This is a genomic window from Pseudomonas guangdongensis (assembly GCF_900105885.1).
GTDB lineage: Bacteria > Pseudomonadota > Gammaproteobacteria > Pseudomonadales > Pseudomonadaceae > Geopseudomonas > Geopseudomonas guangdongensis.
Window position 1 is genome coordinate 1,824,467 of sequence record NZ_LT629780.1, and the last position, 24,363, is coordinate 1,848,829.

Annotated in this window: 17 protein-coding genes; 7 read left to right on the plus strand and 10 right to left on the minus strand. The window is 70.2% G+C overall.

Translation table 11 applies throughout. The annotated features are described in order from the left end of the window. Nucleotides 1–192: 192 nt before the first annotated feature. The 10 genes from BLU22_RS08705 to BLU22_RS08750 form a co-directional block, all read right to left on the minus strand. On the minus strand, nucleotides 193–3,105 hold the full coding sequence (locus BLU22_RS08705; RefSeq protein ID WP_090213683.1) for a hybrid sensor histidine kinase/response regulator: 2,913 nt from the start codon (nucleotides 3,103–3,105) through the stop codon (nucleotides 193–195). A 49-nt stretch (nucleotides 3,106–3,154) separates the two neighbouring features. Further along, on the minus strand, nucleotides 3,155–3,826 hold the full coding sequence (gene cheZ / locus BLU22_RS08710) for a protein phosphatase CheZ (RefSeq protein ID WP_090213684.1): 672 nt from the start codon (nucleotides 3,824–3,826) through the stop codon (nucleotides 3,155–3,157). Beyond that, on the minus strand, nucleotides 3,823–4,236 hold the full coding sequence (gene cheY, locus BLU22_RS08715; RefSeq protein ID WP_090213686.1) for a chemotaxis response regulator CheY: 414 nt from the start codon (nucleotides 4,234–4,236) through the stop codon (nucleotides 3,823–3,825). The genes cheZ and cheY overlap by 4 nt, the downstream gene beginning before the upstream one ends. Further along, the gene (locus BLU22_RS08720) at nucleotides 4,218–4,673 is read right to left on the minus strand and encodes a chemotaxis protein CheW (RefSeq protein ID WP_157718984.1); all 456 of its coding nucleotides are present in this window, start codon (nucleotides 4,671–4,673) and stop codon (nucleotides 4,218–4,220) included. Before BLU22_RS08720 ends, cheY begins: the two co-directional genes overlap by 19 nt. Nucleotides 4,674–4,913: 240 nt before the next feature. After that, nucleotides 4,914–6,188, minus strand: coding sequence for an MgtC/SapB family protein (locus tag BLU22_RS08725; RefSeq protein WP_090213689.1), 1,275 nt, complete (start codon nucleotides 6,186–6,188; stop codon nucleotides 4,914–4,916). A 118-nt stretch (nucleotides 6,189–6,306) separates the two neighbouring features. Further along, nucleotides 6,307–9,789, minus strand: coding sequence for a hybrid sensor histidine kinase/response regulator (locus BLU22_RS08730; RefSeq protein WP_090213691.1), 3,483 nt, complete (start codon nucleotides 9,787–9,789; stop codon nucleotides 6,307–6,309). Between the two features lie 218 nt (nucleotides 9,790–10,007). Next, complete coding sequence (locus BLU22_RS08735; RefSeq protein WP_090213692.1) at nucleotides 10,008–10,748, minus strand: YciK family oxidoreductase; 741 nt, start codon at nucleotides 10,746–10,748, stop codon at nucleotides 10,008–10,010. Between the two features lie 168 nt (nucleotides 10,749–10,916). Then, the gene (mupP, locus tag BLU22_RS08740; protein WP_090213694.1) at nucleotides 10,917–11,588 is read right to left on the minus strand and encodes an N-acetylmuramic acid 6-phosphate phosphatase MupP; all 672 of its coding nucleotides are present in this window, start codon (nucleotides 11,586–11,588) and stop codon (nucleotides 10,917–10,919) included. A 5-nt stretch (nucleotides 11,589–11,593) separates the two neighbouring features. Further along, complete coding sequence (ubiG, locus tag BLU22_RS08745) at nucleotides 11,594–12,292, minus strand: bifunctional 2-polyprenyl-6-hydroxyphenol methylase/3-demethylubiquinol 3-O-methyltransferase UbiG (RefSeq protein ID WP_090213696.1); 699 nt, start codon at nucleotides 12,290–12,292, stop codon at nucleotides 11,594–11,596. A 201-nt stretch (nucleotides 12,293–12,493) separates the two neighbouring features. Further along, nucleotides 12,494–13,819, minus strand: a complete 1,326-nt coding sequence (locus BLU22_RS08750) for a TRZ/ATZ family hydrolase (protein WP_090213698.1) — start codon at nucleotides 13,817–13,819, stop codon at nucleotides 12,494–12,496. Nucleotides 13,820–13,951: 132 nt separating this feature from the next. On the opposite strand from BLU22_RS08750, the gene mtnA reads away from it, so the two are divergent. The 7 genes from mtnA (at nucleotide 13,952) to cmk (ending at nucleotide 24,302) form a co-directional block, all read left to right on the plus strand. Further along, entirely contained in the window at nucleotides 13,952–15,028 is a 1,077-nt protein-coding gene (mtnA, locus tag BLU22_RS08755; protein WP_090213699.1) for an S-methyl-5-thioribose-1-phosphate isomerase, read from the plus strand. Nucleotides 15,029–15,185: 157 nt separating this feature from the next. After that, nucleotides 15,186–17,939, plus strand: coding sequence for a DNA gyrase subunit A (gene gyrA / locus BLU22_RS08760; RefSeq protein ID WP_090213701.1), 2,754 nt, complete (start codon nucleotides 15,186–15,188; stop codon nucleotides 17,937–17,939). 88 nt (nucleotides 17,940–18,027) lie between these two features. Then, nucleotides 18,028–19,113 carry a 3-phosphoserine/phosphohydroxythreonine transaminase gene (gene serC, locus BLU22_RS08765; RefSeq protein ID WP_090216349.1) on the plus strand — a complete coding sequence of 362 codons (1,086 nt, stop codon included), beginning with the start codon at nucleotides 18,028–18,030 and terminating at the stop codon, nucleotides 19,111–19,113. Beyond that, nucleotides 19,113–20,210: a prephenate dehydratase gene (gene pheA, locus BLU22_RS08770; RefSeq protein ID WP_090213702.1), complete on the plus strand. Its 1,098-nt coding sequence runs from the start codon at nucleotides 19,113–19,115 to the stop codon at nucleotides 20,208–20,210. Before serC ends, pheA begins: the two co-directional genes overlap by 1 nt. Nucleotides 20,211–20,276: 66 nt before the next feature. Beyond that, on the plus strand, nucleotides 20,277–21,389 hold the full coding sequence (hisC, locus tag BLU22_RS08775) for a histidinol-phosphate transaminase (protein WP_090213703.1): 1,113 nt from the start codon (nucleotides 20,277–20,279) through the stop codon (nucleotides 21,387–21,389). Then, nucleotides 21,382–23,613, plus strand: a complete 2,232-nt coding sequence (locus tag BLU22_RS08780; protein WP_090213705.1) for a bifunctional prephenate dehydrogenase/3-phosphoshikimate 1-carboxyvinyltransferase — start codon at nucleotides 21,382–21,384, stop codon at nucleotides 23,611–23,613. Before hisC ends, BLU22_RS08780 begins: the two co-directional genes overlap by 8 nt. After that, on the plus strand, nucleotides 23,610–24,302 hold the full coding sequence (gene cmk / locus BLU22_RS08785) for a (d)CMP kinase (RefSeq protein ID WP_090213706.1): 693 nt from the start codon (nucleotides 23,610–23,612) through the stop codon (nucleotides 24,300–24,302). The genes BLU22_RS08780 and cmk overlap by 4 nt, the downstream gene beginning before the upstream one ends. Nucleotides 24,303–24,363 lie beyond the last annotated feature (61 nt).

The window sequence follows — 24,363 nt, forward strand, 5'->3', positions numbered from 1 at the left end:
GTTCTGGAGTGTCGGATGCACATGATGCTACAGGGCGAGCGAGCTTGTCATGAACTTGTACAGGGCCGGCCGCGCCGGCGGTCTCCCGGGCCGGCGCAGTGGCGGGTGTTGCTGGGGAGGCGCGCACGGCGGCGGCCTGCCGCGCGGTGGCGGCGAGGCCCGTGCCAGCGCGCGGCTGCGGCGCCGCGCCGCTCAGGACGGGGTGTCTTCGAGCACCTCCAGGCGCAGCACGGCCTCGCGCAGGGTCTGGATCTTCAGCGGCTTGGTCAGGTAGCCGGCGATGCCCAGGGCGCTGATGTTGGCGATGTCTTCGGGCATCGCCGCGGCGCTGATGATGATCACCGGCAGCTCGCGGGTCTGCGGGTTGTCGCGCAGGCGACGCAGCAGGGCGTCGCCCTGCAGGCCGGGCAGGTCGAGGTCGAGCAGCAGCAGTTGCGGCGGGTGCTCGTTGAGCCAGTGCAGCGCCTCCAGGCCGTTGTCCAGCACCTCGACCCGGGCGATGTCGCCCAGCGCCTTCTCCACCAGCAGCTGGCTGGCGCGGTTGTCCTCGACGTAGAGCACCCGCGGCAGGCGCTCGCGGCCGGGCGCGGCGGCGCTGCGCACGCTGGCCTGCAGTTCGGCGCTGAACGGCAGCTCGATCCAGAAGGTGCTGCCGCTGCCGGGGGTGCTGACGAAGCCGATCCGCCCGTGCATCAGCTCGGCCAGCTCGCGGCTCAGCACCAGGCCGATGCCGCTGCCCTTGATCGCGCTGTTCTCGTGGCCGAGGCGCTGGAAGGGCTTGAACAGCTGGTCCTGGCGCTCGGGGTCGATGCCGTAGCCGCTGTCCTCGACGCTCAGGCGCAGGCGCTCGCCGTCGATCCGGTAGCCCAGCGCCACCCGGCCGTGGGGACGGTTGTACTTGACCGCGTTGCTCAGCAGGTTGAGCAGGATCTGCCGCAGGCGCCGCGCCTCGGCGCGCACCAGCAGGCTGCCCGGCGGCAGCTGGGCCTCCAGCTGCAGGTGCTGCTCGCGGGCCTGCGGGCGGATCAGTTCCAGGCACTCGGCCATGATCTGCCGGGCGTCGACGGTCTCCAGGTGGACGCTGGCCTTGTCCGCCTCGATGCGCGCCAGGTCGAGGATGTCGTCCACCAGCAGGCCGAGGTGGCTGCTGGCGTTGTCGATCTCGCCGGCGTACTGGCGCAGGCTGTGCTCCTCGGGGCGCTCCTGCAGCTCCAGCTGGATCAGCTGGGCGAAGCCCTGCACGGCGTTGAGCGGGGTGCGCAGCTCGTGGCTCATGCTCGACAGGAAGCGGGTCTTGGCGACGTTGGCGGCCTGGGCCTGCTGGCTGGCGCGGCTGAGCGCCTCCTGGGTGGCCTTGAGGGCGTCGATGTCGACGTGGGTGCCGGCCAGGCGCAGCGGCCGGCCGCTGACCGGATCGGCGTCGAGCAGGCGGGCGCGGCTGAGCAGCCAGTGGTAGATGCCATGGGCGTCGCTGAAGCGGTACTCGATGCTGTAGTTGTCGCTGCTCGCGGCCGGCTGCTCGTGGCAGGCGATCACCGCCTCGCGGTCGTCGGGGTGGACGCGGGCGAGGAATGCGTCCAGCGCCAGGTCGTTGCCGTCCAGGCCGAAGCGCTGCGGGAAGCGGCCCTCGATGTGCAGCCGCTGCCGGCGCAGGTCGAGGGTCCAGAGGCTCTCGGTGGTGGAGTCGAGGACCAGTTCGAGCTGGTCCTGGGCCTGCTGGCGGGTGGTTTCGCTGCGTTCGAGCTGGGCGCCCATCGCCGCGGCGGCGGCGGCGGCGCCGTCCAGCTCGCCGATCTCGCAGGGCTGGCGCGGCGGGTGCCAGTTGCCGCGACCGATCTCGCCCATCATCGCCGACAGGTGGTCGATCGGCCCCTGCAGCTGGGCGCTGAGCTGGCGGGCGCGCAGCCACATGCCGGCGAAGAACAGCACGTAGAACAGCACCAGGCCGGCGATCAGCAGGTAGCCGATCTGCTGGTAGCGGGCGGCCAGGGCGTTGGTCTGGCGGAACACCTCGGCCTCGTCGACCAGGGTGACCAGCTTCCAGCCGGTTTCGCCGATGGTGGTCCAGGCGGCCAGCTGGCTCTTGCCGCCCAGGCTCAGGGTCTGCAGGCCGGAGGCACGCTGGCCGATGGCGCCGGCCAGCGCCTGGGTGTCCTCGCGCTTGGCGAGGTTGAAGTCGGCAGGCTTGAAGATTTCCTTGCGGATCGCCTCGTCGTAGGAGTGGCTGGTCAGCTCGCTGAGGTTGAAGTCGCGCTCGCCGGCCGGCGGCAGGGCCATGATGTTCAGCTCCTCGCTGACCAGGATGGCGTAGCCGTTCCAGGGCACCTGCAGGGTGGCGATCTCGTCGAGGATGGTGTCGACGGTGACGTCGAGGCCGGCGACGCCTTCGAGGAAGTCGCCGCGATAGACCGGCGCCAGCGCCGACATCATCCAGCCCTGGCCGGCGGGGTCGACGTAGATGTCGGTCCACACCACCTTGCGCTGCGGGTTGTGCCGCGCGTCGGCCAGGTAATAGAAGTTGTAGTCGGGGATGACCATGTCGTGGGGGTACTGGTCGGGGGTGAAGAACCACGGGTAGATGCGGTTGTAGCTGTCCCAGGTGTTGAAGTAGAGGGAGGCGATCAGCTTGTCGCTGGCCTGGATGCTCTTCATCAGCGGGTCGAGCTGGGCCAGGCGCAGCACGCGCTCCATGTCCTGGCGCTCGCGCGGGGTGCTGTTGGCATAGAAGGAGGCGGCGCGGCCGTCGTTGCTGCGGGTGTAGAGCACACCGTCCTCGGTATGGGCGTGGCGGCGGCGTTCGGCCTCGTCGACCTGGTAGTCCTCGCGCAGCAGCACCTCGCGGATCTGCTCGCCGTACAGGCGGGTGGTGCGGCTGATGGCGCGCAGGCGCTCGTTGATCAGCCGGCCTTCCTGCTGGGCGGCGCTCTGCAGGTCGGTAAGGGCGGTCTGGCGCAGGTGGTCGATCTGCGCCTCGCGGATCGAGCTGTTGGTCAGCAGGTAGGCGGCGATCAGCACGGTTTCCACCAGGATCAGTGGAATCAGCGAGCTTTGCACGAAGGCGCGCCACATCCAGCGGCGCAGCGTCGTCTTGCGGGTGTCCTGCATGCGGTGGGCGCTCCTGTCGGGGGCGGTGGGCGGCACGCGCCGCGCGGGTTCAGAAACCGAGCTGGGCGAGCAGGTCGTCGACCTGGGCCTGGCCGGTCACCGCGTCGCCCTCGGTCGGCTTGACCTGCGGGCCTTTGCTGTCGGCGCGTTCGCTGCCGACCAGGCGCTGTAGCGTACTCTGTTCGGCGTTGGCCGGGACACTGTCGATCAGTACCCGCAGCAACTGCTGCTCGATCTCGCGGATCACCTCGATCATCTTCTTGATCACCTGGCCGGTGAGGTCCTGGAAGTCCTGGGCCATGAGGATCTCCAGCAGCTCGCCCTGGGTGGCCTGGGTGTGGCCGGGCACCGCGCCGATGTAGCGGCGGGTTTCCTCCACCAGGCGGCGCGCCTCGTCGCTCTGCTGCGGCGCGGCGAGCCAGGCCTGCCAGCGCGCGTCCAGGTCGCGGGCGCCCTCGATCAGCAGGGTCTGGCGCGGCTGGGCGCGCTCCAGGGCGTCGATCACCCGCTCGGCGGCCTGCTCGGTCATCGCCGCGACATAGCCCAGCCGCTCGCGGGCATCGGGGATGGCCTGGGCGGCTTTCTCGATCTCCTTGTCCAGGCCCAGCTCGCGCATGCTGGCGCGCAGCAGGCGGGTCATCTGGCCGATGCGCTGGATCAGTTCGTGCGGGGCAATCGCCGCCGCCCAGCTGTGGGCCTCGCTCGATGCGCGGTCGTTCATGCAGGTATCTCCTTCGGCCCTTGCTTGGCCAGTTTCTCGAAGATCTTTTCGAGTTTCTCTTCCAGGGTCGCCGCGGTGAACGGCTTGACCACGTAGCCGCTGGCGCCGGCATGGGCGGCGGCGATGATGTTGTCCTTCTTCGCCTCGGCGCTGACCATCAGCACCGGCAGGTGGCGCAGGGCGGCATCGGCGCGGATCGCCTGGAGCAGGCCGAGGCCGTCGAGGTTGGGCATGTTCCAGTCCGAGAGCACCAGCTCGAAGTGGCCCTGGCGCAGCTTGTGCAGCGCGTCCTGGCCGTCCTCGGCCTCGGTCACGTTGCCCAGCCCCAACTCGCGGAGCAGGCCGCAGAGGATGCGGCGCATGGTCGGGAAGTCGTCGACCACCAGGATGCTCATGTGCTTGTCGTGCATGGCGTGCTCTCGCTGTCGCTGAAGGGGGGAAGTGGCCGGCCGGACTCGCCCCGTGGGCCGAGCAGCCGGTCGAGGTCGAGCCGTTGCGGGCCGTGGCCGGGCGGCAGGTGCTGTACGTCGCGGACGCCGTCGACCATCAGGCCGGCGCGCCGGCCGTCGAGACGCACCACGACGATCGTGCTCTGCCAGCCCGCGTCGCGGCGCGGCAGGCCGAGGCAGACGCGCAGGTCGAAGACCGGCAGCTCCGCGCCGTGGCGCCGGGCGATGCCGCGCAGGCCGGCCGCGGCGCCGGCCTGCGGGCGGACTTCCAGATGGCCGCAGATGGCTTCCACCTGGCTCATGTCGAGGGCGTACTCCTCGCGGCCGAGGGCGAACAGCAGGCAGTCGCGGCACTCGGCGGCGCTGCCGGGCGCGGCGAAGGGACTCGGATCGAGCATGGTGGGGCAGTTCCTTTGCGCGGCGGCGGGCGAAAGCGGCTGGGAGGCGGGCATGGGGGCGGTGCGTCAGGCTCGTCGGGGAAATCCTGCGCCGGCGGTCTGCGCTCTGGTGCCGGCCGGCGGATGGGGCGGCAGTCTGCCAAGTTTTCCCGCGCGCAGGGGCACGCCGGCGCGCAATCGGCCGGGCGGCAAAGGCGGAAGTGTCGTGCGGCAAAGGCGCGCGCGGCAGCGCGCCCGGATTCACAGGCCGGGCAGGGCGGCGAACACCAGGGCCATGCCGAGGGCGAGGCCGGCGGCCATCAGCGGCAGGGTCATCGCCGCCAGCCGCACGCCGCCGACCACAGCGATCAGCACGCCCTTGATCAGGCTGTTGCTGACCACCGCCAGGGCGATGCCGCGCACCGCCACCGTGGCGTCCAGCTCGGCCTGGGCGCTGCGCGCCAGCGACAGGGTGATGGCGTCGACGTCGGTGAGCCCGGAGAGCAGGGCGACCAGATAGACGCCGGTATCGCCCAGCTCGCGGCGGCCCAGCTCGACCAGCAGGAGGATCAGCGCCAGCAGGGCGGCGAAGCGCAGCGCCGGGCCCAGCTCGAAGGGATTCTTCAGCGGCGGCTCGGCGTCGGCCGCGCCGGCCGGCGCGTGGCCGGCGCGCCACCACCAGTACAGCGCGCCGCCGGCGTAGACCAGCCCGGCGCCGCCCAGCGGCCAGAGCAGCTGGCCGAGCAGCGCCGGGTTGATCGCCGCCACCTCCAGCAGCACCCGCGGGAACATCAGCGCCGAGGTGGCCAGCAGGCCGGCGGCCAGCGCGGCGTGCAGGTCGTGGCGGGCGTGCAGGCGGGCCAGGGTCAGGGTCATCGCCGTGGAAGAAACGATGCCGCCGAGCAGCGCGGTGATCAGCAGGCCGTGGTGGCTGCCGACCAGGCGGATCGCCACGTAGGCGGCGAAGCCCAGGCCGGCGATCAGCACCACCATCCACCAGGTGGCGTAGGGGTTGAACACCTGCCAGGGGCCGTAGCCCTGGTCGGGCAGCGCCGGTAACAGCACCAGGGAGATGAACAGCAGCTTCAGCGCGCCGGACAGCTCGCCGGCCGACAGGCGCCGCAGCGCCGCATGCAGCGGCTCCTTGAGGCGCAGCAACAGCGCCACCACCACCGCGCCGCCGGCGGCCAGCAGGCGGCTGTCGGTCAGTGCCAGGCTGCCGAGCAGGAAGCTCAGCAGCAGGGCGATCTCGCTGGTCAGGCCGGGGTCGTCGTCGCGGCGCAGGCCGAGCACGTAGGCGGTGGTGACCAGCAGGGCCAGGGCCAGCAGCAGGGCGATCCACGCGCCGTTGCCCAGGTGCCCGGCGAGCAGCACGCCGAGGCCGCCGAGCAGGCCGGTGAGGCCGAAGGTGCGCACCCCGGCGCTGAGCTTGTCGGTTTCGTCGGGGCGCGCGCTCCAGCTGCGCTCGGCGCCGATCAGCAGGCCGATGGCCAGGGCGGTGGCAAGATCGAGCAGCAGGTCGAAGGCGACGGGCATCGGGCAATTCCTTGTGCGGCGGGGCAGATGTCCAGTCTATGCAATCGGCGCCGCCGGCGGGCGCTCGTTGCGCCCGAGGCCGCCGCCGCTGCGCGCCGCCTGGGCGCGGCGGCGGGCCTCAGCGCAGGTTCAGATGGCGGCTGAGCAGGGCGCGCAGCGCCGCCGGCTTGACCGGCTTGCTCAGGTAGTCGAGGCCGCCGGCATGCACCTCGGCGACCAGCTCGGGGCGGGCGTCGGCGCTGATCACCACGCCGGGCAGCGGCCGCGCCAGTCGCGCCCGCAGCCAGCCCATCAGCGCCACGCCGGTTTCCCCGCCGTCGAGGTGGAAGTCCACCAGCACCAGCTCGGGCTGGCTGCCGGCGTCGAGCAGGCGCGCGCAGTCCTCCCGCGAGCGCGCGGTTTCCACCTGGCAGCCCCAGCGGGTCAGCAGGCTGCGCATGCCGACCAGGATGCTGTCCTCGTTGTCGATGCACCAGACCTGTGCGCCGTTCATCGGCTGGCCGGCAGTTTCCTGGCTGCGCGGCGCGGGCTGCGGGGCGCGCCCGCGGGCCAGCGGCACGCGCACGCTGAACACGCTGCCCTTGCCGACCCAGGAGCGCACCTCGATGCGGTGGCCGAGCACCCGGCACAGGCCGTCGGCGATCGCCAGGCCCAGACCCAAGCCCTTCTCGGCGCGGGTCTGGTGGCTGTCCAGACGCTTGAATTCCTCGAAGATCACCTTGAGCTTGTCGGCCGGGATGCCCGGCCCGCGGTCCCACACCTCCAGGCGCAGGAAGCGCCCTTCGCGGCGCGCGCCGAGCAGTACACGGCCCTTGGCGTAGCGGAAGGCGTTGGTCAGGAAGTTCTGCAGCACCCGGCGCAGCAGCTTGGGGTCGCTGTCGATGCGCAGGCCGCTGGCGCGGATGCGCAGGTCGATGCCCTGCTCCTGGGCGAGGGCGCGGAACTCCACGCCGAGCGCCTCGTACAGGCTGTCCAGCGAGAAGGTGCTGCGCTCGGGGGTGAAGCGCCCGCCTTCCAGGCGCGAGATGTCCAGCAGGTCGCTGATCAGGTCTTCGGCCGAGCGTAGCGAGGAGTCCAGGTGGCGTACCAGGTCCTGCACCTCGCCGGGCAGCGCCTCCTGGTGGGCGAGGGCGGCGGAGAACAGCCGCGCGGCGTTGAGCGGCTGCATCAGGTCGTGGCTGACCGCGGCGAGGAAGCGCGACTTCGACTGGTTGGCCAGCTCGGCGCGGGCCTTGGCCTCGGACAGCTGCTCGTTGAGCGCGGACAGCTCCTGGGTGCGCTCGGCGACCCGCTGCTCCAGGCTCTCGTTGGCTTCCTTGAGGGCGTTCTCGGCCTGGCGATAGGCGGTGATGTCGCTGAACGACATGACGAAGCCGCCGCCGGGCATCGGGTTGCCGATCAGCTCGATGACCCGGCCGTTGGGCAGGGTGCGCTCGGAGGTGTGCGCGGTGCCCTGGCGCATCCAGTACAGGCGCTTGGCCACATGCAGGTCGACGTCGCCGGGGCCGAGCAGGCCGCGCTCGGCGTTGTGGCGGATGATGTCGGCGATCGGCCGGCCGACGTGGATCAGCCCGTCCGGGTACTCGAAGATTTCCAGGTAGCGGCGGTTCCAGGCCACTAGGCGCAGCGACTGGTCGACCACGCTGATCCCCTGGGTGATGTTCTCGATGGCGCCCTGCAGCAGCGCGCGGTTGAACTGCAGGACTTCCGAGGCCTCGTCGACGATGCGCACCACATCCTCGACCTGCATCTCGCGGCCCTCGATGGCCGCCTTGACCACCGCGCGCGCCGAGGAGGCGCCGAGCACCCCGGCCAGCAGCCGCTCGGTGTGGGCGATCCACTCGCCGCTGGCGGTCTGGTTGGGGCTGAAGCCCTTGCCCTGGCGATAGGCGAAGCGGATGAAGCTCTGCCGCGCGCGCTCCTCGCCGACGAAGCGTGCCGAGAGCATCAGTAGGTCCTGTACCTGTACCGCCAGCAGCATGCGCGGGCTGGGGCGCACCGAGGCCTCCTGGCCGACGAAGCGGCTGGCCTGCCAGTGTTCGGACACCCGGGTACGCGACAGCCAGGAAACCAGCGCGAACACCACGAAGTTGCCGCACAGCGAGATCAGGGTGCCCTGGGTCAGGGCATCCATCGGCAGGCCCAGGGGGTTGCCGGCCAGCCACTGCTGGCCGGGCACCTCGTCCAGCGACCAGCCCAGGCCCGCGGCCATCACCGGCAGCAGCAGGGCGTAGAACCACAGCAGGGCGCCGACGATCAGCCCGGCGAACACCCCGCGGCTGTTGGCCTGCTTCCAGTACAGCGCGCCGAACATCGCCGGCGCCAGCTGGGTGATGGCGGCGAAGGCGATCAGGCCGATGCTGGCCAGGCTGATGTTCGGCCCCATCATCCGGTACAGCACGTAGGCCAGCAGCAGCAGCACCACGATGCTGATCCGCCGCACCGACAGCAGCCAGTGGCGGAACACCTCGAACGGCCGCTCGGCGCTGTGCCGGCGCAGCAGCCAGGGCAGCAGCATGTCGTTGGAGATCATCGTCGACAGCGCCACCGCCGCGACGATGACCATGCCGGTGGCCGCCGAGGCGCCGCCGATGAAGGCCAGCATCGCCAGGCTGGGGCGATCCTCGGCCAGCGGCAGGCTGATCACGAAGGAGTCGGGCACCACCCCGGCCGGCAGTAGCAGCTGGCCGGCCAGGGCGATGGGCAGCACGAACAGCGCGGCCAGCACCAGGTACAGGGGGAACACCCAGCGCGCCAGGTTGAGGTCGCGCGGCTCGATGTTCTCCACCACGGTGACGTGGAACTGCCGCGGCAAGCAGATGATCGCCATCATCGCCACGCCGGTCTGCACCAGCAGCGCCGGCCAGTTCATCGGTTGCTGCCAGTAGCCGCTCAGCTCCTCGGCGGCGCGGGCGCGGGCGAGCAGGTCGGCGAAGCCGTCGAACAGACCCCAGGTGACGTAGGCGCCGACGGCGAGGAAGGCCAGCAGCTTGATGATCGACTCGAAGGCCACCGCCATCACCATGCCGCGGTGGTGCTCGGTGGCGTCCAGGTTGCGGGTGCCGAACAGGATGGTGAACAGCGCCAGCACCAGCGAGACGATCAGCGCGGTGTCCTGGGAGCTCGGCCCGGTGGTGCCGGCGTCCAGCCCGGTGAGCAGGTTGACGCCGAGGACGATGCCCTTGAGCTGCAGGGCGATGTAGGGCAGCACGCCGACCAGGCAGATCAGCGTCACCACGATGGCCAGCGGCTGCGACTTGCCGTAGCGCGCGGCGATGAAGTCGGCGATCGAGGTGATGTTCTCCTGCTTGCTGATCAGGATCATCTTGGCCAGCAGCTGCGGCATGAACAGCAGCAGCAGCACCGGGCCGAGGTAGATGGGGATGAACGCCCAGAACTGCTCGGCGGCCTGGCCGACCGCGCCGAAGAAGGTCCAGCTGGTGCAGTACACCGCCAGCGACAGGCTGTATACCCAGGCGCGCAGGCGGGGGCGCGGGGTGTGTGCGCTGGCCTGGCGCCGGTCGCCGTAGAAGGCGATGGCGAACAGCACGGCCATGTAGAGAAGGGCGACCGCGGCGATCAGCCCGCTGGACAGCGACATGGAAACTCCGGGGTGACAGAAGCGGCGAAGTTTCGCATCAAAACGGCGCGGCGGTCAGGCCCTTGCGACCAAGGTATCGGTCGGCGGCTGGCGCTCTGCCATGGGGCTGTGCGGCGATCCGGCGCCCGGCCGGGGATGGCGGGCGCCGCCCTGCCGGCTGCCGCGTGGGGCTTCCCGCGCCGCGCGGCAGGGCGCGGACGCGGGAAGCGCGCTGGGGGTTACTGCGCGTCGAAGGCCTGGCCGTTGATGCCGGCGCTGTCCGGGCCCATCAGGTACAGGTAGACCGGCAGGATGTCCTCGGGCGCCGGATTCTGCAGCGGGTTCTCGCCGGGGTAGGCCTGGGCGCGCATGCCGGTGCGGGTGGCGCCGGGGTTGACGCTGTTGGCGCGCACCGCGCAGGTGCCGTCGATCTCGTCGGCGAGCACCTGCATCAGCCCCTCGTTGGCGAACTTGGACACCGCGTAGGCGCCCCAGTAGGCGCGGCCCTTGCGCCCGACGCTGCTGGAGGTGAACACCACCGAGGCGTCGCTGGACAGCTTGAGCAGCGGCAGCAGCACGCTGGTGAGCATGAATACCGCGTTGACGTTGACCTGCATGACGCGCATGAAATTGTCGCCGGAGAACTGCTCGATCGGCGTGCGCGGGCCGAGGATCGCCGCGTTGTGCAGCAGGCCGTCGAGGCGGCCGAACTCGCGCTCGATGGTCGCCGCCAGCTCGTCGTACTGGTGCGGCTGGGCGGTTTCCAGGTTGAACGGGAAGATCGCCGGCTGCGGGCCGCCGGCCTGCTCGATCTGGTCGTACACCTCTTCCAGGTGCTCGATGTTCTTGCCCAGCAGGATCACCGTGGCGCCATGGGCGGCGAAGCTGCGCGCGGCGGCGGCACCGATGCCGCGACCGGCGCCGGTGACCAGGATCACCCGGTCCTTGAGCAGGTCGGGGCGGGCGGAGTATTGGAACATGGGAAAAGCCTCGTTGAATCGGAAAGCGCGTGACCGGGGCCGGCGTGCGCTGCCGCCGGCGCGGCCGGGGTGGGTTGCGCTATGCCGGCCCACCCGGGATTGACGGTCGAGTGTGGCGCAGGGGCTCGGGGTCCGCCATGCGCCGGAAGTCGCAACGGGACCGGCGGCTCAGCAGCCGCACAGCGCGCGGTCGAGCAGCTCGCGCAGTTCGCACGGGTGCTCGACCACCCGGTCCGCGCCCCAGTGGGCGGGATTGTCGTCGGGGTGGATGTAGCCGTAGCGCACCGCCACCGTGCGGGTGCCGGCGGCGCGTCCGGCCTCGATGTCGCGGGCGTCGTCGCCGATGTAGATGACCTGGCGCGGGTCGAGTTCGAGGCGCTCGCAGGCCAGCAGGATCATCTCCGGGTCGGGTTTGCTGCGCGCCACGTGCTCGGGGCAGACCAGCACCGCGGCGCGCTCGGCCAGCGCCAGGCGCTGCATGATCGGCTCGGCGTAGCACAGCGGCTTGTTGGTGGCCACGCCCCAGCGCAGGCGCGCGTGCTCGATGGCGTCGAGCAGTTCGGGAATGCCCTCGAACGGCCGTGTCAGCACCGCGCAGTGGGCTTGGTAGCGGGCGAGGAACTCGTCGCGCAGGGCGGGGAAGTCGGGGTGCTCGGCGGCGATGTCGAAGCTGCTGCAGACCATCGCCCGCGCCCCGCCGGACACCTGGGCGCGGATCTGCTGCGGCGCCAGCGGCGGCAGGTCGCGCGCGGCGCGCATGGCCTGGCAGACGGCGATGAAGTCCGGCGCGCTGTCGACCAGCGTGCCGTCCATGTCGAACAGGATTGCGCGAAGACGCATCGGACTCATTCCTCGCGCAGGGTGTGGATCATGTAGTTGACGTCCACGTCGCTGCCCAGCTTGTAGGTCTTGGTCAGCGGGTTGTAGGTCAGGCCGACGATGTCCTTGACCGTCAGGCCGCTGTGCCGGCACCAGGCGCCCAGCTCGGAGGGGCGGATGAACTTCTTGAAGTCGTGGGTGCCGCGCGGCAGCATCTTCAGCACGTATTCGGCGCCGATGATCGCCAGCAGGTAGGCCTTGGGATTGCGGTTGATGGTCGAGAAGAACACCTGGCCGCCCGGCTTGACCAGGCGCTGGCAGGCCTGGATCACCGAGGCCGGGTCGGGAACGTGTTCGAGCATCTCCAGGCAGGTGACCACGTCGAACTGGCCGGGCAGCTCCTCGGCCAGTGCCTCGGCGGTGATCTGCCGGTAGTCCACCTCCACCCCGGATTCGAGCTGGTGCAGGCGCGCCACGGCCAGCGGCGCCTCGCCCATGTCGATGGCGGTGACGCGGGCGCCGCGCAGGGCCATGGATTCGCTGAGGATGCCGCCACCGCAACCGACGTCGAGCACGCGCTTGCCGGCGAGGCTGGCGCGCTCGTCGATCCAGTTGACCCGCAGCGGGTTGATCTCGTGCAGCGGCTTGAACTCGCTGTCGCGGTCCCACCAGCGATGGGCGAGGGCCTCGAACTTGGCGATTTCGGCGTGATCGACGTTGCTCATGGTGCGGATTCCGTTGGCAAGGCTGAAGGCGTCAGGCGCCTATCTTGCCAGTTTTCGCCGGGCTTGGGGGTGGGCGCCGGCCGAAGCCGTGGGGAAGAAGGCCCGCGCAGCGATCTTCTGCCGATGGGCGGGGGCTGGAGCGCAAGATGGGCAATCGCTGGGCGAGTCGCCCGCCTTGCGCAGGCTGCAGGTGGCGTGCTTTCAGGCGCCGACGATGCGCTGGCCCCAGGCGCGCGCTTTGGCGCGCAGTTCGTCCTCGTCGAGGCGGCTCAGGCGGCCGTCTTCGAGCAGCGCTTTGCCGCCGACCCAGACGTGGCGCACGCAGTCGCGGCCGCAGGCATAGATCAGCTGCGAGACCGGGTCGTAGACCGGCTGCTGGGCCAGACCGGAGAGGTCGAAGGCCACCAGGTCGGCGCTCTTGCCCAGCTGCAGCGAGCCGCAGTCCTCGTCGATGCCCAGGGCGCGGGCGCCGTTGAGGGTGGCCATGCGCAGCGCGCGGTGGGCGTCCAGCGCGGTCGCCGAGCCCGCCACCGCCTTGGCCAGCAGCGCCGCGGTGCGGGTCTCGCCGAGCAGGTCGAGGTCGTTGTTGCTCGCCGCGCCGTCGGTGCCGACGGCGACGTTGACCCCGGCCTGCCACAGGCGCTCGACCGGGCAGAAGCCGCTGGCCAGCTTGAGGTTGGACTCGGGGCAGTGGATCACGCTGGCGTTGTGCTGCACCAGCAGGCTCAGGTCGGCGTCGTCGATCTGGGTCATGTGCACCGCCTGGAAGCGCGGGCCGAGCAGGCCGAGGCGCGCCAGACGGGCCAGCGGCCGCTCGCCGCTCTGCTCCAGGGCCTGCTGCACCTCGAAGGCGGTTTCGTGGACGTGCATGTGGATGCCGGCGTCGAGCTGTTCGGCGAGCACCCGCACCCGCTCCAGGCGGTCGTCGCTGACCGTGTAGGGCGCGTGGGGGCCGAAGGCCATCTTGATCCGCGGGTGGTGGCGCAGGTCGGCGAACAGCTCCAGGCCGCGGCGCAGCGCCTCGTCGGTGTCGTGGGCGCCGGGCACCGGGAAGTTGAGCACCGGAATGGTGATCTGCGCGCGCACGCCGGTGCGATGCACCACCTCGCTGGCCACCTCGGGGAAGAAGTACATGTCGGAGAAGGCGGTGATGCCGCCCTTGAGCTGTTCGGCGATGGCCAGCTCGGTGCCGTCGCGGACGAAGTCCTCGCCGACCCACTTGGCCTCGGCCGGCCAGATGTGTTCCTGCAGCCAGGTCATCAGCGGCAGGTCGTCGGCCAGGCCGCGGAACAGGCTCATCGCCGCGTGGCCGTGGGCGTTGACCAGGCCCGGGGCGAGCAGCGTGCCGGGCAGCTCGCGGCGCTCGGCGGCGGGCAGGGCCAGCGCCTGCGCGCGGGGAGCGATCAGCACGATGCGCCCGTCGCGGATGCCCAGCGCGTGTTCGCGCAGCACCACGCCGGCCGGCTCCACCGGAACTATCCATTCGGGGAGCAGGAGCAGATCCAGGGGGGCGGTGGTGCTGGGCATGAGCGGGCTTCCGGTGCGGCGTCAGGTGAGGCTGCGAGTGTAGCGGCTGCAACGCCCGTCTTGAAGCGCTCGCGCAGGGTGGCGAGGCGCTATACTGCGCGGCTTTTCCTGAATCGTTCGAGGTGTTTTCCCATGCGCGAGCAACTGCTGGCAGCGGAGAAGGTCAAGGCTATCGACTGGCGTGACGGCGCCCTGCATCTGCTCGACCAGCGCGTGCTGCCGTTCGAGGAAACCTGGCACCGCTACGACAGCGCCGCCGGGGTCGCCGAGGCGATCCGCCAGATGGTGGTGCGCGGCGCCCCGGCGATCGGCATCGCCGCCGCCTACGGGGTGGTGCTCGGCGCCCGCGCGCGGCTGGCCGCCGGCGGCGACTGGCGCGCGGCGCTGGAGGCGGACTTCCGCGTGCTGGCCGAGTCGCGCCCGACCGCGGTCAACCTGTTCTGGGCGCTGGACCGCATGCGCGAGCGCCTCGAACGCCTGGCCGACGAGGAGGAGGTGCTGGCCGCCCTGGAGGCCGAGGCCGTCGGCATCCACGACAGCGATCGCGAGGCCAACCTGACCATGGCCCAGCTCGGCGTCGAGCTGATCCGCCGTCACGACGCCAAGGCGCAGAAGCTCTTGACCCACTGCAACACCGGCGCGCTGGCCACCGGCGGCTTCGGCACCGCGCTGGGGGTGATCCGCGCCGCCCACGTCGCCGGACTGGTCGAGCGGGTGTTCGCCGACGAAACCCGTCCCTGGCTGCAGGGCGCCCGGCTGACCGCCTGGGAGCTGGTCAACGAGGGCATTCCGGCGAGCCTCAACGCCGACGCCGCCGCCGCGCACCTGATGAAGACCGAGGGGATCAGCTGGGTGATCGTCGGCGCCGACCGCATCACCGCCAACGGCGACGTGGCCAACAAGATCGGCACCTACCAGCTGGCGGTCAACGCCATGCACCACGGCGTGCGCTTCATGGTGGTGGCGCCCAGTTCGACCATCGACATGAGCCTGGCCAGCGGCGACGACATCCCGATCGAGGAGCGCGACGGTCGCGAGCTGCTGGAGGTCGGCGGCAAGCGCGTGGCCGCCGAGGTCGATGCGGTGAATCCGGTGTTCGACGTCACCCCGGCCGACCTGATCGACGCCATCGTCACCGAGAAGGGCGTGGTCGAGCGCCCGGACGCCGAGAAGATGGCCCAGCTGATGTGCCGCAAGCGCCTGCACTGACGGGCGTGCGCGGCCCGGCGCGCTGCGCCGTGCTGCCGCGGCGGGGGGCGCCTGTGGTAAGCTCCTGCCTCTTTTTCAAAGGCTCGCAAGGGCCTTCCAGATTGCGCGCGATGCCAGCCTGCTGGCACCTGCCTAGAACAAAGGAACCAGGCTTCTCATGGGCGAACTGGCCAAAGAAATCCTCCCGGTCAATATCGAAGACGAGCTGAAGCAGTCCTACCTCGACTATGCGATGAGCGTGATCGTCGGGCGCGCCCTGCCGGATGCGCGCGACGGTCTGAAGCCGGTGCACCGGCGCGTGCTGTTCGCCATGAGCGAGCTGGGCAACGACTGGAACAAGCCGTACAAGAAATCCGCCCGTGTGGTCGGCGACGTGATCGGTAAGTACCACCCGCACGGCGACACCGCGGTGTACGACACCATCGTGCGCATGGCCCAGGACTTCTCCCTGCGCTACATGCTGGTGGACGGCCAGGGCAACTTCGGTTCGGTGGACGGCGACAACGCCGCGGCCATGCGTTACACCGAAGTGCGCATGTCCAAGCTGGCCCACGAGCTGCTCGCCGACCTGGAGAAGGAAACCGTCGACTGGGTGCCCAACTACGACGGCACCGAGCAGATTCCGGCGGTGATGCCGACCAAGATCCCCAACCTGCTGGTCAACGGCTCCAGCGGCATCGCCGTGGGCATGGCCACCAACATCCCGCCGCACAACCTCTCCGAGGTGATCGACGGCTGCCTGGCGCTGATCGACAACCCCGAGCTGTCGGTCGACGACCTGATGCAGTACATCCCCGGCCCCGACTTCCCCACCGCGGGGATCATCAACGGCCGCGCCGGGATCATCGAGGCCTACCGCACCGGCCGCGGGCGCATCTATGTGCGAGCCCGCGTCGAGATCGAGGACATCGACAAGGTCGGTGGCCGCCAGCAGCTGGTGATCACCGAGCTGCCCTACCAGCTCAACAAGGCGCGGCTGATCGAGAAGATCGCCGAGCTGGTCAAGGAGAAGAAGCTCGAAGGCATCAGCGAGCTGCGCGACGAGTCGGACAAGGACGGCATGCGCGTGGTCATCGAGCTGCGCCGCGGCGAAGTGGCCGAGGTGGTGCTCAACAACCTCTACGCCCAGACCCAGATGCAGAGCGTATTCGGCATCAACGTGGTGGCGCTGGTCGACGGCCAGCCGCGCACGCTGAACCTCAAGGACATGCTCGAGGTGTTCGTCCGCCACCGCCGCGAGGTGGTGACCCGGCGTACTGTGTTCGAGTTGCGCAAGGCCCGCGAGCGCGGCCACATCCTCGAAGGCCAGGCGGTGGCGCTGTCCAACATCGACCCGGTGATCGAGCTGATCAAGAGTTCGCCGACCCCGGCCGAGGCCCGCGAGCGGCTGATCGCCACCGGCTGGGCGTCCAGCGCCGTGCAGGCGATGGTCGAGCGCGCCGGCGCCGATGCCTGCCGTCCCGACGACCTCGATCCGCAGTACGGCCTGCGCGACGGCAAGTACTACCTGTCCCCCGAGCAGGCCCAGGCGATCCTCGAACTGCGCCTGCACCGCCTGACCGGCCTGGAGCAGGACAAGCTGCTGGCCGAGTACCAGGAAATCCTGGTCCAGATCGGCGAGCTGATCCGCATCCTCACCAGCCCCGAGCGGTTGCTGGAAGTGATCCGCGAGGAGCTGGCCAAGGTTCGCGCCGAGTTCGGCGATGCCCGCCGCACCGAGATCCGCGCCACCCAGGAAGACCTCACCGTCGCCGACCTGATCCCCGAGGAAGAGCGCGTGGTGACCATCTCCCACGGCGGCTACGCCAAGTCTCAGCCGCTGGCCGCCTACCAGGCGCAGCGTCGCGGCGGACGCGGCAAGTCGGCCACCGGGGTGAAGGACGAGGACTACGTCGAGCACCTGCTGGTGGCCAACAGCCACGCCACCCTGCTGCTGTTCTCCAGCAAGGGCAAGGTCTACTGGCTTCGCACCTTCGAGATTCCCGAGGCCTCGCGCACCGCGCGCGGCCGCCCGCTGGTCAACCTGCTGCCGCTGGACGAGGGCGAGCGCATCACCGCGATGCTGCAGATCGACCTCGAAGCCCTGCAGCAGTCCGGCAGCGAGGACGACCTGGACAGCGAGACCCCGGTGATCGAGGGCGAGCTGGTCGAAGCCGCCGAGCCGGCCGAGGAAGGCGAGGGCGATACCGCCGAGCTGGTCGCCGAGCCGACCGGCGCCTACATCTTCATGGCCACCGCCTTCGGTACCGTGAAGAAGGTGCCGCTGGTGCAGTTCAGCCGCCCGCGCAAGGCCGGCCTGATTGCCCTTGACCTGGTCGAGGGCGACACCCTGATCGCCGCGGCGATCACCGACGGCGCCAAGGAAGTCATGCTGTTCTCCAGCGCCGGCAAGGTGATCCGCTTCGCTGAGAGCGTGGTGCGCACCATGGGCCGCAACGCCCGCGGCGTGCGCGGCATGAAGCTGGGCGGCGGCCAGCAGCTGATTTCCATGCTGATCCCCGAGTCGGGCGCGCAGATCCTCACCGCCTCCGAGCGCGGCTACGGCAAGCGCACCCCGCTGAGCAAGTTCCCGCGTCGCGGGCGCGGCGGCCAGGGGGTGATCGCCATGGTCGGCAACGAGCGCAACGGCGCGCTGATCGGCGCCATCCAGGTGCAGGAAGGCGAGGAGATCATGCTGATCTCCGACCAGGGCACCCTGGTGCGTACCCGTGTCGACGAGGTATCGCTGCTCGGCCGCAACACCCAGGGCGTGACCCTGATCAAGCTGGCCGAGGGCGAGACCCTGGTCGGTCTGGAGCGGGTGCAGGAGCCCTCGGACAACGGCGAGGAGCTGGAGGGCGTCGCGTCCGAAGGCGCGGACGCCATCGACGCATCGGCCGGCGCTGACGCCACCGTGGTCGGCGAAGAGTAAGCAGGTGCGGGCGGCCGTCGCCGCCCGCAGTCGCAGCAATATCGGCGAGGGGCGCGCGGCGCCCAACGCCCAACAACTGAGAGTGGATGTGAGCATGCGAGCCCATAATTTCTGCGCCGGCCCGGCCGCGCTGCCCGAAGCCGTTCTGCGCAAGGCCCAGGCCGAACTCCTCGACTGGCAGGGCCGTGGCCTGTCGGTGATGGAGATGAGCCACCGCAGCGACGAGTACGTCGCCATCGCCGAGAAGGCCGAGCAGGACCTGCGCGACCTGCTGAACGTACCGTCAGACTACAAGGTGCTGTTCATGCAGGGCGGCGCCAGCCAGCAGTTCGCCCAGATCCCGCTGAACCTGCTGCCCGAGGACGGCGTGGCCGACTACGTCGAGACCGGCATCTGGTCGAAGAAGGCCATCGAGGAAGCGCGTCGCTTCGGCACCGTCAACGTCGCCGCCAGCGCCAAGGCCTACGACTACTTCGCCATCCCCGGGCAGAACGACTGGCAGCTGAGCGCGAACGCCGCCTACCTGCACTATTGCAGCAACGAGACCATCGGCGGCCTGCAGTTCGACTGGGTGCCGCAGAGCGGAGACGTGCCGCTGGTCTGCGACATGTCCTCGGACATACTCTCGCGTCCCATCGACGTGTCGCAGTTCGGCATGATCTACGCCGGCGCGCAGAAGAACATCGGTCCGAGCGGCCTGGTGGTGGCCATCGTCCGCGAGGACCTGCTCGGCCGCGCCCGCTCGATCTGCCCGACCATGCTCGACTACAAGGTCGCCGCCGACAACGGCTCGATGTACAACACCCCGGCGACCTTCTCCTGGTACCTGTCCGGCCTGGTGTTCGAGTGGGTCAAGGAGCAGGGCGGCCTCGAGGAAATGGAGCGCCGCAACCGCGCCAAGATGGAGCTGCTGTACGGCGCCATCGATGCCAGCGACTTCTACACCAACCCGATCGCCAAGAACGCCCGTTCGTGGATGAACGTGCCGTTCCGCCTGGCCGACGAGAAGCTCGACAAGCCCTTCCTCGCCGGCGCCGAGGCGCGCGGCCTGCTCAACCTCAAGGGCCACCGCTCGGTGGGCGGCATGCGCGCCTCGATCTACAACGCGGTGGGCATGGACGCGGTACAGGCGCTGGTCGCCTACATGGCCGAGTTCGAGAAGGAGCACGGCTGATGTCCGAGAAGGAACAGCTGCAGGCCCTGCGCCTGCGCATCGACAGCCTCGACGAGCGCATCCTCGAGCTGATCAGCGAGCGCGCGCGCTGCGCCGAGGAAGTGGCGCGGGTGAAGATGGCCTCCCTGCCGGCCGGCGAGAGGCCGGTGTTCTATCGCCCCGAGCGCGAGGCCTGGGTGCTCAAGCACATCATGGAGCTGAACAAGGGCCCGCTGCACAACGAGGAAGTGGCGCGGCTGTTCCGCGAGATCATGTCCTCCTGCCTGGCCCTGGAGCAGCCGCTCAAGGTCGCCTACCTCGGCCCGGAGGGCACCTTCACCCAGGCCGCCGCGCTCAAGCACTTCGGTCACGCGGTGATCAGCCTGCCGATGGCGGCGATCGACGAGGTGTTCCGCGAGGTGGCCGCCGGCGCGGTCAACTTCGGCGTGGTGCCGGTGGAGAACTCCACCGAGGGCGCGGTCAACCACACCCTCGACAGCTTCCTCGAACACGATCTGGTGATCTGCGGCGAGGTGGAGCTGCGCATCCACCACCACCTGCTGGTCGGCGAGACCACCAAGACCGACAAGATCTCGCGCATCTACTCCCACGCCCAGTCGCTGGCCCAGTGCCGCAAGTGGCTGGACGCCCACTACCCGAACGTCGAGCGCGTCGCGGTGTCGAGCAACGCCGACGCCGCCAAGCGGGTGAAGAGCGAGTGGAACAGCGCGGCGATCGCCGGCGACATGGCCGCACAGCTGTACGGCCTGAGCAAGCTGGCCGAGAAGATCGAGGACCGCCCGGACAACTCCACGCGGTTCCTGATCATCGGCAACCAGGAAGTGCCGCCGACCGGCGACGACAAGACCTCGATCATCGTCTCCACCAACAACAAGCCGGGCGCGCTGCACGACCTGTTGGCGCCGTTCCAGCGCAACGGTGTCGACCTGACCCGCATCGAGACCCGCCCCTCGCGCAGCGGCAAGTGGACCTACGTGTTCTTCATCGACTTCGCCGGCCACCAGCACGATCCGCTGGTCAAGGGCGTGCTGGAGACGATCAGCCAGGACACCGTGGCCGTGAAGGTGCTCGGCTCCTATCCCAAGGCGGTACTGTAAAACGCGTCTGCGCCGGCCCGGGTCGCCTGCGCCCCGCGGCCGGCGCTCCTTGCCGGAGGCAAACCGATGAGCTGTGATTTCCTCGCCCTGGCCGTGCCGGGTGTGCAGAAACTCTCCCCCTATGTGCCGGGCAAGCCAGTCGACGAGCTGGCCCGCGAGCTGAACCTCGACCCTGCCGGCATCGTCAAGCTGGCCAGCAACGAGAACCCGCTGGGCCCCTCGCCGAAGGCGCTGGAGGCGATCCGCGCCGAGCTGGCGGACATCACCCGCTATCCCGACGGCAGCGGCTACGCCCTGAAGGCCAAGCTGAGCGAGCGTTTCGGGCTGGCTGCCGAGCAGATCACCCTGGGCAACGGCTCCAACGACGTGCTCGACCTGATCGCCCGCGCCTGGCTGGCGCCGGGGCTGAACGCGGTGTTCAGCCAGTACGCCTTCGCCGTCTATCCGATCTCCACCCAGGCCGCCGGCGCCGAGGGCCGCGCCGTGCCGGCCAAGGACCACGGTCACGATCTGGAGGCCATGCTGGCGGCCATCGACGCCAACACCCGCGTGGTGTTCGTCGCCAACCCGAACAACCCGACCGGCACCTGGTTCGGCCCGGATGCGCTGGAGTCGTTCCTGTCGCGGGTGCCGGCCAACGTGCTGGTGGTGCTCGACGAGGCCTACATCGAGTTCGCCGAGGGCGGCGAGCTGCCCAACGGCCTGAGCTACCTGCCGCGCTACCCGAACCTGATCGTCACTCGCACCCTGTGCAAGGCCTACGGCCTGGCCGGCCTGCGTGTCGGCTACGCGGCGTCCTCGCCGCAGGTGGCCGACGTGCTCAATCGTGTGCGCCAGCCGTTCAACGTCAACAGCCTGGCCCTGGTCGCCGCCTGCGCCGCGCTGGACGATGCCGACTATCTGGCCGAGGGGCGCCGGGTCAACGCCGCCGGCATGGCCCAGCTGGAGGCCGGCCTGGCCGCGCTGGATCTTGCGTGGATTCCCAGCAAGGGCAACTTCCTCGCGGTCGACTTCGGCACCGATGCCGCGCCGATCAACCAGGGCCTGCTGCAGCGCGGGGTGATCGTCCGTCCGGTGGCCGGCTACGGCATGCCGACCTTCCTGCGCGTATCCATCGGCACCGAGGCGGAGAACGCCCGCTTCCTCGCGGCGCTCGCCGAGGTGCTCGGTCGTGGCTGAGCACCGCTCCGCGCCGCTTGTCGGCCGCCTGGTGGTGGTCGGGCTCGGCCTGATCGGCGGCTCCTTCGCCAAAGGGCTGCGTGAGCGGGGCATGTGCCGCGAGGTGGTCGGCGTCGACCTGGACGCCGAGTCGCGCCGCCTGGCGGTGCAGCTCGGTGTGGTCGACCGCTGCGAGAGCGAGCTGGCCGCGGCCTGTGTCGGCGCCGACGTCATCATGCTGGCGGTGCCGATCCTCGCCATGGAAAAGGTCCTGGCCCAGCTGGCCGACCTGGATCTGGGCGCTGCGGTGCTCACCGATGCCGGCAGCGCCAAAGGCAACGTGGTGCGCGCCGCGCGCCGGGCGCTCGGCGAGCGCTTTGCCCGCTTCGTGCCGGGCCATCCGATCGCCGGTTCGGAGAAGAGCGGCGTGGAGGCGGCCAACGGCAAGCTGTACCGCCGCCACAAGGTCATCCTCACCCCGCTGGCCGAGACCGACGCCGGCGCGCTGGCGCTGGTCGATGGCCTGTGGCGCGCGCTGGACGCCGACGTCGAGCACATGAGCGTCGAGCACCACGACGAGGTGCTTGCCGCCACCAGTCACCTGCCGCACCTGCTGGCTTTCGGCCTGGTCGACTCGCTGGCGCACCAGAGCGAGAACCTGGAGATATTCCGCTACGCGGCAGGCGGTTTCCGCGATTTCACCCGGATCGCCGGCAGCGATCCGTTGATGTGGCACGACATCTTCCTCGCCAACCGCGAGGCGGTGCTGCGCATTCTCGACCGTTTCCGCAGCGACCTCGACGTGCTGCGCGAGGCGGTCGACCGTGGGGACGGGCATCATCTGCTGGGCGTATTCACCCGCGCCCGCGTCGCCCGTGAGCATTTCAGCAAAATCCTGGCCCAGCGGGCCTATGTGGACGCCATGCATTCCAACGATCTGATCTTCCTGGCCCAACCGGGCGGCAGCCTGAGCGGACGGATTCGCGTCCCGGGCGACAAGTCCATCTCCCATCGCTCGATCATGCTCGGCTCGCTGGCCGAGGGCACCACCGAGGTGGAAGGCTTCCTCGAAGGCGAGGACGCCCTGGCCACCATCCAGGCGTTCCGCGACATGGGCGTGGTCATCGAGGGCCCGCACCATGGCCGCGTCACCGTGCACGGCGTCGGCCTGCACGGCCTCAAGGCGCCGGCCGGCCCGCTGTACATGGGCAACTCCGGCACCTCGATGCGCCTGCTCTCCGGCCTGCTCGCCGCCCAGCCGTTCGACACCGTGCTGACCGGCGATCCGTCGCTGTCCAAGCGGCCGATGAACCGCGTGGCCAAGCCGCTGCGCGAGATGGGGGCGGTGATCGATACCGGCCCCGAGGGCCGTCCGCCGCTGAGCATCAAGGGCGGCCAGCGCCTGACCGGCATGCACTACGAGATGCCGATGGCCAGCGCCCAGGTGAAATCCTGCCTGCTGCTCGCTGGTCTGTACGCCGAAGGCCCGACTGCGGTGACCGAGCCGGCGCCGACCCGCGACCATACCGAGCGCATGCTGCGCGGCTTCGGCTACCCGGTCGAGGTGCAGGGCGCTACCGCCCAGGTGGAGAGCGGCCACAAGCTGACCGCCACCCACATCGAGGTGCCGGCGGATATCTCCTCGGCAGCCTTCTTCCTGGTCGCTGCCTCGATTGCCGAGAACTCCGAGCTGGTGCTGGAGCACGTCGGCATCAACCCGACCCGTACCGGGGTGATCGACATCCTCAAGCTGATGGGCGGCGATATCACCCTCGAAAACCAGCGCGAGGTCGGCGGCGAGCCGGTGGCCGATATCCGCGTGCGCAGCGCCCGCCTCAAGGGCATCGAGATCCCCGAGGATCTGGTGCCGCTGGCCATCGACGAGTTTCCGGTGCTGTTCGTCGCCGCCGCCTGTGCCGAGGGCCGCACCGTGCTGCGCGGCGCCGAGGAGCTGCGGGTCAAGGAGTCCGACCGCATCCAGGTGATGGCCGACGGTCTGCAGGCCTGCGGCGTCAAGGCCGAGCCGACGCCGGACGGCATCGTCATCGACGGCGGCCCGATCGGCGGCGGCGAAGTGTGGGCCCATGGCGATCATCGCATCGCCATGTCCTTCAGCATCGCCTCGCTGCGCGCCAGCGCGCCGATCCGCATCCACGACTGCGCCAACGTGGCCACCTCGTTCCCCAACTTCCTCGCCCTGTGCGCGCAGGTCGGCGTGCGCGTGGCTCGGGAAGGCGAGCAATGATCGGTCTGGCGCCGGTCGTCGCCATCGACGGGCCGAGCGGCTCGGGCAAGGGCACCGTCTGCAGCCGGCTGGCCCGCCAGCTCGGCTGGCACTTGCTCGACTCCGGCGCGCTGTACCGTCTGCTGGCGCTGGCCGCGACCCGTCACGGCATCGCCCTGGACAACGAGGCGGCGCTGGAGACCCTGGCCGCCAATCTCGACGTGCAGTTCGTCGCTGCGGTCGAAGGGCTGCACGGCCAGCGCATCCTGCTGGAGGGCGAGGAGGTCGGCGACGAGCTGCGCACCGAGCAGGCCGGCGCCGGCGCCTCGCAGGTCGCCGCCCTGCCGGCGGTGCGCAGCGCGCTGCTGCAGCGCCAGCGCGATTTCCGCGTGGCGCCCGGTCTGGTGGCCGACGGCCGCGACATGGGCACGGTGGTGTTCAGCGATGCGCCGCTGAAGGTATTCCTCACCGCCAGCGCCGAGGAACGCGCCCGGCGGCGCTACCTGCAGTTGAAGGACAGGGTGCCCGGTGTTACCCTGTCAAGTCTGCTAGAAGAGATACGTGTGCGTGACGAGCGCGACACGCAACGAGCTGTGGCTCCGCTGAAGCCGGCGCACGACGCCCTCCTGCTGGACTCCACCGCACTCTCCATCGAGCAGGTACTGGAGCGTATCCTCGCCGAAGTCGCAGCCCGCGGCCTGGCAGGATGACCCAGAGAGGCCGACGGAAAACCAGTCCAACTTCCGCCCGCCTCCTTATGACAACGAACCC